The organism is Pseudoalteromonas sp. Scap06 (genome assembly GCF_013394165.1).
Lineage (GTDB): Bacteria > Pseudomonadota > Gammaproteobacteria > Enterobacterales > Alteromonadaceae > Pseudoalteromonas.
On the sequence record NZ_CP041330.1, the window covers coordinates 2,321,702 to 2,335,126 of the forward strand.

At 39.2% G+C, this 13,425-nt stretch carries 12 protein-coding genes; 3 read left to right on the forward strand and 9 right to left on the reverse strand.

Translation table 11 applies throughout. The annotated features are described in order from the left end of the window. Positions 1-36: 36 nt before the first annotated feature. Both FLM47_RS10770 and FLM47_RS10775 read left to right on the forward strand, forming a co-directional pair. On the forward strand, positions 37-528 hold the full coding sequence (locus FLM47_RS10770) for a peptidylprolyl isomerase (RefSeq protein WP_008111051.1): 492 nt from the start codon (positions 37-39) through the stop codon (positions 526-528). 68 nt (positions 529-596) lie between these two features. Then, positions 597-1,331 carry a UDP-2,3-diacylglucosamine diphosphatase gene (locus tag FLM47_RS10775; RefSeq protein WP_178956366.1) on the forward strand — a complete coding sequence of 245 codons (735 nt, stop codon included), beginning with the start codon at positions 597-599 and terminating at the stop codon, positions 1,329-1,331. A gap of 12 nt (positions 1,332-1,343) precedes the next feature. On the opposite strand, the gene FLM47_RS10780 is transcribed toward FLM47_RS10775, so the two are convergent. From FLM47_RS10780 to miaE, 3 genes are all read right to left on the reverse strand, one after another. Beyond that, positions 1,344-3,281 (reverse strand): ATP-binding protein, encoded by a 1,938-nt coding sequence (locus FLM47_RS10780; protein WP_178956367.1) that lies wholly within the window; start codon positions 3,279-3,281, stop codon positions 1,344-1,346. Further along, on the reverse strand, positions 3,274-5,508 hold the full coding sequence (locus tag FLM47_RS10785) for an EAL domain-containing protein (protein WP_178956368.1): 2,235 nt from the start codon (positions 5,506-5,508) through the stop codon (positions 3,274-3,276). The genes FLM47_RS10780 and FLM47_RS10785 overlap by 8 nt, the downstream gene beginning before the upstream one ends. Positions 5,509-5,704: 196 nt before the next feature. Next, entirely contained in the window at positions 5,705-6,484 is a 780-nt protein-coding gene (miaE, locus tag FLM47_RS10790) for a tRNA isopentenyl-2-thiomethyl-A-37 hydroxylase MiaE (protein WP_178956369.1), read from the reverse strand. A 197-nt stretch (positions 6,485-6,681) separates the two neighbouring features. Between miaE and FLM47_RS10795 the strand changes: the two genes are divergently transcribed. Further along, positions 6,682-7,281: a Yip1 family protein gene (locus tag FLM47_RS10795; protein ID WP_033103997.1), complete on the forward strand. Its 600-nt coding sequence runs from the start codon at positions 6,682-6,684 to the stop codon at positions 7,279-7,281. Positions 7,282-7,368: 87 nt separating this feature from the next. Here the strand turns inward: FLM47_RS10795 and purF are convergent, their stop codons facing one another. The 6 genes from purF to truA all read right to left on the reverse strand — a co-directional run bounded on the left by purF (position 7,369) and on the right by truA (position 13,380). Further along, positions 7,369-8,895 (reverse strand): amidophosphoribosyltransferase, encoded by a 1,527-nt coding sequence (purF, locus tag FLM47_RS10800; protein ID WP_138605386.1) that lies wholly within the window; start codon positions 8,893-8,895, stop codon positions 7,369-7,371. 18 nt (positions 8,896-8,913) lie between these two features. After that, positions 8,914-9,408, reverse strand: a complete 495-nt coding sequence (locus FLM47_RS10805; RefSeq protein WP_076919200.1) for a CvpA family protein — start codon at positions 9,406-9,408, stop codon at positions 8,914-8,916. Between the two features lie 209 nt (positions 9,409-9,617). Further along, a complete protein-coding gene (locus FLM47_RS10810; RefSeq protein ID WP_178956370.1) occupies positions 9,618-10,244 on the reverse strand; it encodes an SPOR domain-containing protein in 627 nt (208 codons plus the stop codon). A gap of 11 nt (positions 10,245-10,255) precedes the next feature. Then, positions 10,256-11,521: a bifunctional tetrahydrofolate synthase/dihydrofolate synthase gene (gene folC / locus FLM47_RS10815; protein ID WP_178956371.1), complete on the reverse strand. Its 1,266-nt coding sequence runs from the start codon at positions 11,519-11,521 to the stop codon at positions 10,256-10,258. 25 nt (positions 11,522-11,546) lie between these two features. Continuing rightward, positions 11,547-12,422, reverse strand: a complete 876-nt coding sequence (accD, locus tag FLM47_RS10820) for an acetyl-CoA carboxylase, carboxyltransferase subunit beta (RefSeq protein ID WP_008111068.1) — start codon at positions 12,420-12,422, stop codon at positions 11,547-11,549. 163 nt (positions 12,423-12,585) lie between these two features. Continuing rightward, positions 12,586-13,380, reverse strand: coding sequence for a tRNA pseudouridine(38-40) synthase TruA (gene truA, locus FLM47_RS10825; protein ID WP_178956372.1), 795 nt, complete (start codon positions 13,378-13,380; stop codon positions 12,586-12,588). Between the last annotated feature and the right edge of the window lie 45 nt (positions 13,381-13,425).

The following is a 13,425-nucleotide window of genomic DNA, read 5'->3' on the forward strand; positions in this document are numbered from 1 at the left end:
ATAGCGCCAATATTCAAACCAGCTATAGGAAATCTCATGGTTGTTCTACACACAAACTTTGGTGATATCACCATTAAAATGCACGAAAGCGAAGCTCCAAATACAGTAAAAAACTTTTTAGAGTATGCAAACTCAGGTTTTTATAACGGCACTATTTTTCATCGTGTAATTGATGGTTTTATGGTTCAAGGCGGTGGTTTTGCATCGGGTATGGAACAAAAAGAAGTAAACGACCCAATTGAAAATGAAGCTAACAACGGCCTATCTAACAAAGTAGGTACTTTAGCAATGGCGCGTACGCCTGATCCACACTCAGCTACAGCGCAATTTTTCATTAACGTGAATAACAACGACTTTTTAAACCACAGCAGCGAAACGTCGCAAGGCTGGGGTTACTGTGTGTTTGCTGAAGTAGTAGAGGGCATGGACGTAGTAAATAAAATCAAAGGTGTTGCTACAGGTAGCAATGGCTTTCACCAAGATGTACCACTTGAAGATGTGGTAATTGAAAGTGTAACTGTAAGCTAAAACCCCCTTTATTCTTCAAAGAATACATAAAGCGGGTATTCACCCGCTTTTATTTAACTGGAATCACCATGACTCGCCAAACCTACTTTATTGCAGATTTACATTTGAGTGAAAATCGCCCTGATATTACAGCGGCATTTTTTAAATTTTTACACTCCCATATTGTTCCTCAAAAAGTAGACGCCCTATATATTTTAGGTGATTTTTTTGAAGTCTGGGTTGGTGACGATTATGTAAGCGAACTATCAGCAGCAGTGGCCAAACAATTAAAAGCAGTTAATAACTCGGGCATACCTATTTATTTTGTACACGGTAATCGCGATTTTATCATGCGCACAAAATATGCAAACATGGCAGGAATGACTCTACTCGATGAGCAAACAGTGATCGACCTTTACGGCACACCCACGGTAATTTTACATGGTGATGAAATGTGTACTCAAGATATTGAATATCAAAAGTTTCGTCAAAAAAGTCGTGGTTGGTGGTGGCCCAAATTAATGCTTGCTATGCCATTATGGTATCGAAAAAAAATAGCCCGCGATGCGCGTGAAAAAAGTAAACTTAGCCAAGCAGACAAACCTATAGAAATACTGGATGTAGTGCAAAGCGCGGTACTCGAAACCTTTGCTAAGCATAACGTGGCTAATATGATCCACGGCCATACTCACCGCCCTAATGTACATACCTATGAAGTTAATAACCAAACCCTTACTCGTACAGTATTGGGCGATTGGTATACTCAAGGTTCGTATTTAGTGATTACTCCCGAGTCACAACAATTAATTTCAACGCCTTTATAACGTCCCTAGTAATTAATCGTAATCAGACTTTGCGGTTAACTCAGGCAAGGTAATAATAAATTGTGTTTTAAAATAGGCATCGCTTTGTGGTTCTGAATGAAGTTTGATGTCTCCTTTCAAAACTTGTGTTACCCATTGGTGCACCATATATAAACCTAAGCCCGTATTACCTTTACCTCGTGCGGTTGTATAAAAAGGCTCAAATATATCTGCTTTAGTCTCATTATTTACTCCTTTACCATTATCTGACACGCTAAGCCTTACGCTATTATTTGTCGCTTGCTCTACTTTTATTTCTATCACTCCCTCCTGCTTTTCATCAAAAGCGTGATTTAGCGCATTAATTACAAGGTTTTCGACCACCTGAGAAATAATCCCCGGCAAACTAATCACCTGTTTTTTGAGCAAGAAAATAGTTTTCACTTTTATCGGTGAATTTTTTAATCTGGAATTTAATGACAATAATAACTCTTGAATGATTTTTTCAATATCACATGCAATAAATTCATCGTTATGGCGATCAATGGCCATTTTTTTAAAACTTTTCACTAATACTGCGGTTTTATTTAAGTTAACTTTAGCTAGTGCTAGGTTCTCACCAATACTGGTTGTTGTTTCCTCTAACGTTGATTTAGTCAGCCCCTCCCTCATCGCCGCATTTAATTTAGCTAATGCCATATCTGCATTAGAAACAGAAATAACGGCTCCACCAATGGGTGTATTCATTTCATGAGCAACTCCTGCTACGAGCAATCCTAATGAGGATAGTTTTTGCGCTTCAATTAGTCCTTCTTGTAGCTGTTGTTGCTGCTTTATGGTGGCATCAAGCTCTCGGTTCACTATATCTAGTTCTATCTTTTCTATATGTAATTTATGCGAGAGGGTTAACAGCTTATTTTGAAACTTATACTCACGATAAATAAAGCCAAAACTAATTAAACACAGTAATCCACTACACAAAAACGCAAACTGTAAGGCTTTCACCTGTCCAGTTATTAGTAATTCATCAGGACTACTTATTAAAATAATTAACTCTTTATCGGTGTCACTAATTCTGCCTTTGTTCTCGCGCAGTGAAAAAATAGAAAAACGTCGGTAAGTATAGAGGTTATGGTCAAAAAAGTGCGAACCATACTCGACTTTGCCACCAATAATTTGCTGCCAGAGCCGAGGCTCTTGAATAGCAAGCGTTTGCTCATTTTTACCATACATAAACCCCCATTCTAAATCTTCATCACTATTTAATAACCAAAAACCATTATGATTCAAAATGCTTATATGGGTACTTTTTTGGCTATAGCTTTTGATCTGATTAAATAGATAATCTAAGTTAAAGTTAACCACCAATAGGCCATCTAATAGGTAATTTTCTTGATTGGTACGGTAGGTTACGCGGATTGATGGTTGATGAGGTTTTATGATTTTGTTGTGTTCAATGTTTAAATCTATTTCTGTAGCAAAAATGTCAGGCGCACTGATCTGCATCCCTTTTTGAAAGTAGTAACGGTTTTGCTTATTTTGCAAACCATCAGGCGATACAATTTCGCCAACACCATTCACTGCGTTAATGCGGTATTGCTCTTGCCCTTGCTTATCGAGCCAGCGAATTTGGGCTATGTTAGTAGAGATAGCCGCAAAATTTAAAAAATAATTATTTATTTCATCTCTGCTTCGCATTTGTTGCAAAGGCTTGTTTTGTGCATCGCTTTTTAAAACTGGGCCTTGAGCCAAAATACGAGTTAGCTTTTTAATGCTGCTGAGCTCTTTGGAGAAATCACTACTAATTAGTACTAACTTTTCATCTTGCTGAGCTTTAATGGTGTTTATTTTTTCTTGATATATTTGTTCGTATATAAGCCAACCAATAAAGAAGGTAATGAATAAACTGAATAGCAATTTAACTAGCACACTTTTTTTTGTACCAACAGGCAAACTATTAATGCTATTCATTATCAGTCACTTCATACTGCTTTAACCATCCGAACAGATCTTTTAGAGATAGAGGTTTAGAAAAATAATACCCTTGAGCTGTTTCGCAGCCTTGTTGCTGCAACCACTTGGCCTCAAACTCATTCTCAACACCTTCAGCAATCACCGAAAAGTTAAATTGCTTTGCCAAAGACAATATCATCTTAATCATGTATTGATTATTGTCATTAAACTCAAGGTCACTAACAAAATAGCGATCTATTTTTATCGACGTAGACGGTATTTCATTAATGTGAGCCAAAGACGAATACCCTGTACCAAAGTCATCAATGCTGACTTTCATGCCCAAAGAAATAAACCGCTCAAGCGCCTCTTTAATTAAGCTGTAATTACTAATAGCTTGTGTTTCGGTCACCTCAAGCTCAAGCATAGAAGGCAAAATACTGTATTCTTCAATTTTATTTTTTATCTGTTCAAAGTAGCTTGGCTCAACTAAATCATAAGAGGACGCATTAAATGCAACGGGTAAGTTACAGCCTTGCTCTTTAAGTTGATTAATAGCCTCTAGTATTTTCTCAAAAATCACATGGTCTAGTTCATTAATTAATCCGGCTGTTTCAGCTAATTCTATAAACTCGTCGGGGCGTACAAAGCTGCCATCGGCTCTTTGCCACCTAGCGAGCGCTTCAAAACCTGCTGGTTTCAAGGTTGATAAGCTGATTTTGGGTTGTAACACCACCTCTAAGCTTTTATTACCTATAGCCGTTCTGAGCTCAGCCATCAGCTCATATCGACGAGTTATCTGATCTGTTTTTTCCTCTGTATGCTGAATATATTTTGCATGGTTTGCCAACGTATAGTTGAGGCTAGACTCTGCTAAGCTAATCACTTTTTCAGGTGTTAAGTTTAAAGCAGCGCTTAACTTCAACTCCAGTATACGCACATCAATATATTGCTTCACCTGTTCAATTTCGAACTTTTGCTTATTTTGAAAGTAACTAATTGCATCTGAAATATCAAAGTCAACGCTAATTAGCATGCCAAAGGTTTTGTTACTAATTAGTGCTATGCGTGGTTCATATTTAGCAAAAGTATCAACTATATTTTGATGAACTAACTTCATTAATTTATTACAAAAGTCATTCCCGAAAGTAAATGCTTTTTCATCAAACTGATAAATGTCAAAAATGACTAATCGTGTTTTTAATCGCTCATGGGCATTCATGTTCTTTATTTCACGGGTTAACCAGTTCCTATTTGGTAAATTTAGTGATACATCGGTATAAGCAAGCTCTGTTAAACGATTTAATAACGAAATATTCGCAAATCCCGTGCTCACATTTTCGCTAAATACTTTTAGTAAATACTCATTTTGCTCATTAATTGGGTTGTCTGATTTTACGATCGTTATATAAGAAATATCTTGTTCTTGCGTTAAGGGAGTCTCGAAAAAAAATACGCTGTGGTGCTTTGAAAAAATATGACTACGCTGTTTAATCGCTTGTTTAAAATCTTGCAGCATTTCTGCAGGCAGGTTAGGTACAACAGGTTGCCCTTTAGTGCCACTAAAGCAACCATGGGTAGAGAGTATTAAGCATTCAGAGCTAGAGTTTGAATTACTCGAACAAAAAATACCGCCGCCTTCGGTTATTTTTAAAATATTACTAATTTCTTTAAGCACTGCATGAGAAAAAGAGGCCATATCATGCTTACCGTTAATACTTCTAGATGCATCTAGCACCAGCTGTAAACCTTGCTTTGCTGACCTAATTTGTGAAATATACTCCCATGTACGCATGTTACTATTAACAATTGATTGCAACTTTTCTGCTGTAATATCTGATTTATTCCAGTATTCATCGATATCAAGGACTTTCATGATATCACTCTCTGGAGCAAAACCAGGTTGACCTGTTAATAGCACAATACGCATTTCTGCGTTACCTATAACCTCTCGAATAGTATTTACTAAACGCAAGCCTGAGTCATCCTCCTCCATTACTACATCTATAAAAATAAGTGCAATATCAGGATGCATACTCAACGCCAAAGCAGCCTCAGGCACAGAATTTGCTGTTAACAGCTCGTATTTATAACCATCCTTTGCTTTTAATTCTCTCAAGCTATTAACTAACGCGTTTTGATAATCAAGGTCATCCTCAACGGTTAATATCTTCCATGCTTTTAGCTCTGTATCTGCTTTTTCTTCTTCAGCAGCAAATACAAACAATCCCTCTTTATCTTGCATATCTTCTCACCCAATAATAAATAAGGTATGACCTTGTTATTAAAATGAATTACAAAGCAATAAGTTAAATAATTTAAATAGTTATTCTAATATTAGGTGAGGGTATTGGATGTGTCTAATTTAAAAAGAATTTAATTAAAATTAGCTGCTACAACAGTTTGTTGTTTAACTAGTTAGTAGCAGCTTTATGTGTAAATTATGCAGGTTGTTGGCAAGCAGTAATAGGTACGCCGCTATGAAATTTGAAGTCTTCATCGTCCGATGTAATTAGCTGCGCTTCTATTTCAGCAAATTCTTTTACCCGCTCGGTAATATCAAAATCAGCAATTTCTTGAGCAAGGGTTAAGTAATCTTGATAATGGCGAGCCTCTGAGCGTAACAATGAAATATAAAAGTCCCCTAAGCGTTTATCTACATGCGGGGCAAGCGCAGCAAAACGTTCACATGAGCGCGCTTCTATGTACGCACCTACAATAAGTTTATCAACTAAGGCATTGGGCTCAAACGTTTTAACATTACGTAACATGCCTTTGGCGTAACGACACGGCGTAATGCTTTTATACTCAACGCCATATTCATCCATAATTTCCAGCACCTGATAAAAATGATGTAGTTCTTCTTTTATTAGCATGACCATTTTATCAATTAAGTCTTGTCCATAAGGTGAGTTAGATTTAGGAATAATAGATTTAGTGAGTTTATTTTTAGCCGCTAAATCACGCCAATTCCCCTCACGTTTATAAATAAGCGTTTCAAACGGTTTTAGCCATTCAAGCAGTGCATCACTGCTGTCTTTATCTACTGCATACTTACGAATTAAAAACATCGCACTTTGCGCCGCTTTTAGCTCACAAATTAAATGATCAATTAATATGATGGATAAATTTTCTTTTTTGGTCGCCTGTTCAACCCACTCATCAGGGGTACGGCATAATAAAAAGTTGTTAATTGGCTCTAAAAGCTGACTATGTGGCACGCTGACTACTCATTGCTAAAAATTGCGATTACGCATTTTAACACGAAATAATGTTCTGAATAAAATAAACACACGCAGCTCTTACAGGCATGTGGATAACTTGACTTTGCTTAGTTACTGAACCATAACTAAATGGACTGTATAAAAACAAACCAACTATAACCAAACAGTAACTTATCCTTTATGGAGAGCACGCAATGATACTAAATCACCTATGGGGCTTATACGCCCACCCACTCGAAGAGTGGCAAACAATTGATAACCGTCACGAAAGCTTAACTTACAGCTTATCGCACATTTTGCTTATCGCTTTATTTCCCTCCGTAATGGGGTACTACTCATCGGTTTACTTAGGCTGGAGTATAGGCACAGGTAACCCCGTTTTTTTAACCCATGAAAGCGCACTGATGATTGGCGCAGCCATGTATGTTGCTTTAATTGGCGGTGTATTTGCACTGGCCTATTTAGCGCATTGGATGGCGGTTACTTTCGGTGCTAAACCGACCTTTACCCAAACTATCGAGCTGGCAGCGTATACCGCTACACCGGTGTTTATGTCAGCATTGGCTGCTTTTTGGCCTGAGTTATGGTTTGTGGTGTGTGTTGGATTAGTGGCGCTCGCCTACTCAGTTTATTTACTGTATACCGGCGTCCCTATTTTAATGCACATTCCGCAGGAGCGCGGCTTTATTTATGCAAGCTCTGTTGTAACCTGTGGACTCATTTTGCTGGTTATCATTTTAGCACTTACCGCCATGCTATGGACCAACGGTATAATCAGCCCTATGTTTACATAAAAAATTAGTTTTTGAAAAACAAAAAAGGAGCGATTAAGCTCCTTTTTTATTTACAGTTAATATAACTATTAGACTGTAACTACACTATTAATCAGATTCGTTTTCATCTTGGTTATGTATTTCTAAACCAGACGACATCGCGTTTTCGCGGGTGCTTTTAGCAGAATCGTTACGTAGCTTATCAATACGATTTAGGTAGTCTTGATCAACGTCGCCAGTAATGTATTGTCCATCAAACACTGACGTTTCAAACTTAGTGATTTCAGGGTTTTCTTGGCTAACTGCTGCAATTAAATCGCTTAATGATTGAAAAATTAAACCATCAGAGCTAATGCTTTGGTTAATATCTTCAACTTCACGGCCGTGTGCAATGAGTTCAGCCGCCGATGGCATATCTATACCGTATACATTTGGAAAGCGTATTTCCGGTGCCGCTGACGCAAAGTAAACATTTTTAGCACCAGACTCGCGTGCCATCTCAACTATTTGTGCTGAGGTAGTACCACGTACAATTGAATCATCAACAAGTAGGACATTTTTACCTTTAAACTCACGGTCAATTGCATTGAGTTTTTGACGTACCGATTTTTTACGTAGCTCTTGGCCTGGCATAATAAACGTACGGCCAATATAGCGGTTTTTAACAAAGCCTTGGCGGTAAGGTAAGTCAAGCACGCGTGCCATTTCTAAAGCGATATCACACGAAGTCTCTGGGATAGGAATAACGACATCAATGTCTTTATCAGCCCACTCACGTGCTACTTTCTCGCCTAGTTTAGTCCCCATATTTACACGTGCAGCATAAACCGACATACGATCAATGGTTGAATCCGGGCGCGCAAAGTAAACAAATTCAAAAATACACGGTGAGTAAGACACTTTATCTGCACAGGCAAAAGAATGAAACTCGCCTTTTTCCGTCACATAAATAGCTTCGCCTGGGGCAACATCACGGATAAACTCAAAACCATCTGGCTTTAACGCTACACTTTCTGAGGCAAACATATATTCAGTACCCGCAGCAGATTCACGTTTACCAAATACAAGAGGACGAATACCATTTGGATCGCGAAACGCCACAATACCATGGCCAATAATCATGGCAATAGTGGCATAACCACCCGTCACTTTATTGTTAACTTCAGTAACCGCGGTAAAAATATCTTCAGGGTCTAATTTTAGTTTGTCTGACTTACTTAGCTCATGTGCCATGATGTTAAGTAAAATCTCAGAATCAGAGGTGGTATTAACATGGCGACGTGCCTCTGAAAATAACTGCTCTTTTAACGACTCTGCATTGGTTAAATTACCATTATGGGCAAGTGCTATACCAAAAGGAGAGTTCACGTAAAACGGCTGAGCCTCTGACGAGCTTGAAGAGCCCGCCGTTGGGTAGCGCACATGGCCAATGCCAATGTTGCCTTGCAAACGTTTCATATGACGAGTGTGAAACACATCTTTCACTAGGCCATTTGCTTTGCGCAAGCTAAATGTATTGTTCTCAATAGTTATGATACCCGCAGCATCTTGGCCACGGTGTTGCAAAACGGTTAAGCCATCATAAATCGCCTGATTAACTGGCGATGTTCCGACTATTCCAACGATACCACACATGTAATTTATCCTCGCCGATTAACGGTTTACTGAATTTAAAAAGCTCGAGTTGTTTTCTAGGTACGAAAAGAACCATTCAACTACAAAGCCAAATTCTGGAATCAAAATGGAGTTGCCCCACCAATGCGTATTAGGCGCACCAGTAAAAGCATCAAGAAAGAAGAGTAACGCGCTCACGACCAACACGCCTCGAAGAGCACCAAACACCAGACCAAAAACACGGTCTGTGCCGGATAATCCGGTTCGCTGTACAAGCTCACCTAAAATATAGTTTAGTAAACCGCCTAACAATAGCGTCGCAAAGAATAATATGGCAATGGCCGCCGCATTTCTTAAAAGGGGTTCAGAAATGGATGTTAGGAAGGAAGCTAAATATTGATAAAATAAGCTGGAGATGATGAAAGCCCCTGCCCATACCGCTAATGACATAGCTTCTTTAACAAAGCCGCGTATTAAACCGATGATGGTAGAGAGTGCAATAATGCCAAGAATGGCGTAATCAACCCAGATCATAAGAACCAAATAGTCGCTAATTTTGGGCGCATTCTATACCTAAACCTCCTCGTGATGCAAGTTTAAGCGTGAGATTGCAGATGAGTAAAAACATGCAGTTTTTAGATAAAAAATAGCGTGAAATATGTAGGCTAGAAGTGAGGATAGTTCAGGGAATAGATAAATGTGTAATATCAGCTGATAAACACATTTACCTATTAATGACTAAGTTATTTTGCCACTTCAAATTGAGTAACTTTACCGTTTAGTTTAGTTAGTTCTTTCAGTGCGGGAAGTTGGGACTGCAGCTCATTTTTACTTAATGACGGCCCTACAAATACTTTAGTTAACGTACCATTTGGCGTTTTAATTGGCCTAGTAAAGCTTTTAAAACCTTTCGTTTTTAGCTTTGCCTGCAACGCTTTTACATTTGCCGCATGAGAAAAACTACCAAGCTGAATGACATACGCCATACTTGTTAGGTTTTCATCAGTATTACGCATAGCATCATCTTGCCCGGTAGTGACTGTGCCTTGTTTTGTATCGGCTATAACTGCTTCAACCATTGCTGGCTGTGCAGTAACGTCAGTTTTAGCAGAGCTGTTTTGTTGCTCAAATGCAGCATCATCAGGCTGAATATTTTCAATTTCATCCTCTTTTAATGGTTCTGCATTTGCCACTTGCTGATCAATTGATTCTTGTAAATCAATGGTCTTGAACTCAGAGCGTTCTGGAATCGCTTTAAAGCCTTCTTTATAGTGCACTTTTTCACCATCGAGTATATTGGGAATAAACACAATTGCTGCGATCACCACAATACTTGTTCCGACTAAGCGATTAATAAAACCTGAGTTCACCGACATCCTCTCTATTTTTTAAAGTAATGAATAGCGCCAGCCACGGTAAAAAATGAGCCAAATACAATCAAAAGTGTATTACTTGGCTGGCTTGGCAAAATAGCATCCAATGCTACCTCTACGTTGCTATAACCCTGTTTAAAATGACTATTGGGTATACTTGAAAGCGCCTGTTGAAGATGAGCTGCACTATCCCCTCGCGGGACATCTAAGCTAGCCAACGACCATTCATCTACCACATCAGCCACTTCTTTAAGCACACCGACTTTATCTTTATCAGCAAGCATAGCGGCTAATGCATGAATTTTAAAGCCTTTATCTTTATAGCTTGCTAACTTAGTTGCTAAATAACGTGCCGATTCAGGGTTATGTGCCACATCGGTGTACACTAATGGCGACTCACTTAATTGTTGAAAGCGCCCTTCTACCACTAAGTTAGCTATGCACTGAGTTATCACTTCATCACTTGGTAATAAATCTAGCACCGACAAGGTCGTTAACGCAGTGGCCACATTTTGACACGGGATGGCCGGTTTAGGTAACTCGAGTTTATGTGCTTTAAATTGCCAACTAAAACTCTGCGCATACTCTTTAAAAATAAAGTCGCTACCCGATAGCACCATATTAGCGTTAATTTCTTTGCCATAATCGGTCATTGTATACGGAATATTTAAATCCCCAATAATTGCCGGAGTACTCTCTCTAAAAATTCCCGCCTTGTCATAAGCCACTAGCTCACGGGTATCACCTAAATATTCTTTATGATCTAAATCGATGGTGGTGATCACACTGGCAAATGGGGTAACAATATTAGTCGCGTCAAAACGCCCGCCCAAACCGACCTCTAACAACACGTAGTCAACTTCTAAGCGTTTAAATATTGCCAACGCGCCTAAGGTGCCATATTCAAAATAGGTTAATGGTGTGTCACCACGTCCTTGCTCTAGTAAATTAAACGCATCGACATGGTATTGATCGTCAAGCTCTGCGCCATTAACACGTACACGTTCATTGTAGCGAACTAAATGAGGTGAAGCATAGGTGCCAACACAATAACCCTGGGCTAATAATAATGACTCTAAACAACGTGCCGTTGTTCCTTTGCCATTGGTGCCTGCAATAAGAATGATTTTACTTGAGGAAGTTAAAAGCTCTATGTTGTTAGCAACACGAGCAACGCGCTCTAAACCCATTTCTATATTAGCAGGGTGAACACTCTCTAAATAACAAAGCCAATCATCAAGGCTTGATGATTGGCTAGGAATTGTTTTTGTCATAGCATGTAATCAGTAAAGCTGAAATTTACGCTACTCTATGCTCTTGTTCCGTAGAAGGCAAGTTCATAAATTTTGCTAAGATACGTGCTAGCGTATCGCGCATTTCTCGACGGTCAATAATCATGTCAATTGCACCGTGCTCTAATAAAAACTCACTGCGTTGGAAACCCTCTGGCAGTGTTTCACGCACAGTTTGTTCAATAACACGCGGACCGGCAAAACCAATCAAAGCTTTAGGCTCTGCAACATTAATATCACCAAGCATTGCCAATGATGCTGATACACCACCCATTGTTGGATCAGTCATTACCGAGATGAACGGTAGGCCTTTTTCGGTCATTTTAGCAAGTGCGGCACTGGTTTTAGCCATTTGCATAAGTGACATTAGCGCCTCTTGCATACGCGCGCCGCCCGATGCAGAAAAACAAATCAGCGGCATATTATGCTCTAAACATTGGTCAACCGCATCAACAAAGCGAGCACCTACAACCGATGCCATTGAGCCACCCATAAATGAGAATTCAAATGCAACTGCAGCAACCGGAATACCTTTTAGGTTTCCTTTCATTGCAACCAGTGCGTCTTTTTCACCGCTTGACTTTTGAGCTGCATTAATACGATCTGAGTATTTTTTAGAGTCTCTAAATTTAAGCACATCTTTGGGTTCGTGTTGAGCGCCTAATTCATGACGGTCACCGTCATCTAAAAATTGTTCAAGACGCTTACGACCACTAACACGCATATGATGGTCGCACTTAGGGCATACATTTAGTGATTTTTCTAATTCTGCTTTATATAAAATTGAATCACATGACGTACATTTAGCCCATACACCTTCTGGAATTTCTTTACGACCTGAAGATTTAGTCGTTTTTGGTAAGATTTTTTCTAGCCAACTCATTTGCAACTCTCTTAATGCTGTTCTGTGTCGCGAGTCTACATGTTAACCATGCAAACAAATTTTTCCAATTAAAACATGAATTACGCTATCACGGTATAAAAAACTGGTCTTAGTAGTTAGCCCTACGAATAATAGCGTATAAAAATAACCACCTGATTACCTTTTAAATATCGGTATCGGCTAAAAACAATGGCCCCAACGGCGTTCTAGGAATATTAAAGTGTTCTGGGTAATCAACATCTACTAAATATAAACCCGCCGCTTTTGCTGTGGCGCTCGCTTTGGCACGCTCTTTAAGATCTAGCAACTCTTTTAACCAAATTGGTTCATGTTTATGTAAACCGATATCCATTAAACACCCGGTAATATTACGTACCATATGATGCAAAAACGCATTGGCTTTAATGTCAATAATGACATAAGCACCTTGGCGCTGTACCGATAAATGATGAATCGTTCGCGTTGCCGTATTAGCTTGGCAGTGAAGCGCTCTAAACGAGGTGAAATCGTGCTCACCTAATAAATATTGGCAAGCCTGCTGCATTTTCACTTCATCTAAAGGATGATGAAAATGGGTAACACCTTCATTTAATACCGCACCACGAAACGCATAATTATAAATCACATAACGATAACGACGAGCAGTTGCACTAAAGCGAGCATGAAAGTCTTCAACCACAGGCTGGGCAAAACGAATAGCAATGTCTTTTGGTAATAAGGTATTCATGCCTAATGTAAAGGCCACCATTTCACGATCAGCATGGGTATCAAAATGCACAACTTGACCAGTGCCATGCACGCCGGCATCGGTGCGCCCTGCACATACAATTTCAACCGGATGATTACAAATGCGCGACAACGCTTTTTCTACTTCTTGTTGTACGCTATTTACATGAGATTGACGCTGCCAACCACTGTAACGCGCGCCGTTGTATTCTACTCCAAGTGCTACTCGCATAATTACTGCTTTACCTACTGTGCTAATCGACGCTGCATTTTATGC

What these genes read in the sequence shown, in the direction of transcription:
- FLM47_RS10785 (WP_178956368.1), bottom strand. Translation starts at nt 5,508, where the DNA reads ATGCAAGATAAAGAGGGATTGTTTGTATTTGCTGCTGAAGAAGAAAAA.
- folC (WP_178956371.1), bottom strand. Translation starts at nt 11,521, where the DNA reads ATGACAAAAACAATTCCTAGCCAATCATCAAGCCTTGATGATTGGCTT.
- purF (WP_138605386.1), bottom strand. Translation starts at nt 8,895, where the DNA reads ATGTGTGGTATCGTTGGAATAGTCGGAACATCGCCAGTTAATCAGGCG.
- truA (WP_178956372.1), bottom strand. Translation starts at nt 13,380, where the DNA reads ATGCGAGTAGCACTTGGAGTAGAATACAACGGCGCGCGTTACAGTGGT.
- FLM47_RS10805 (WP_076919200.1), bottom strand. Translation starts at nt 9,408, where the DNA reads ATGATCTGGGTTGATTACGCCATTCTTGGCATTATTGCACTCTCTACC.
- FLM47_RS10770 (WP_008111051.1), top strand. Translation starts at nt 37, where the DNA reads ATGGTTGTTCTACACACAAACTTTGGTGATATCACCATTAAAATGCAC.
- FLM47_RS10795 (WP_033103997.1), top strand. Translation starts at nt 6,682, where the DNA reads ATGATACTAAATCACCTATGGGGCTTATACGCCCACCCACTCGAAGAG.
- accD (WP_008111068.1), bottom strand. Translation starts at nt 12,422, where the DNA reads ATGAGTTGGCTAGAAAAAATCTTACCAAAAACGACTAAATCTTCAGGT.
- FLM47_RS10780 (WP_178956367.1), bottom strand. Translation starts at nt 3,281, where the DNA reads ATGAATAGCATTAATAGTTTGCCTGTTGGTACAAAAAAAAGTGTGCTA.
- FLM47_RS10775 (WP_178956366.1), top strand. Translation starts at nt 597, where the DNA reads ATGACTCGCCAAACCTACTTTATTGCAGATTTACATTTGAGTGAAAAT.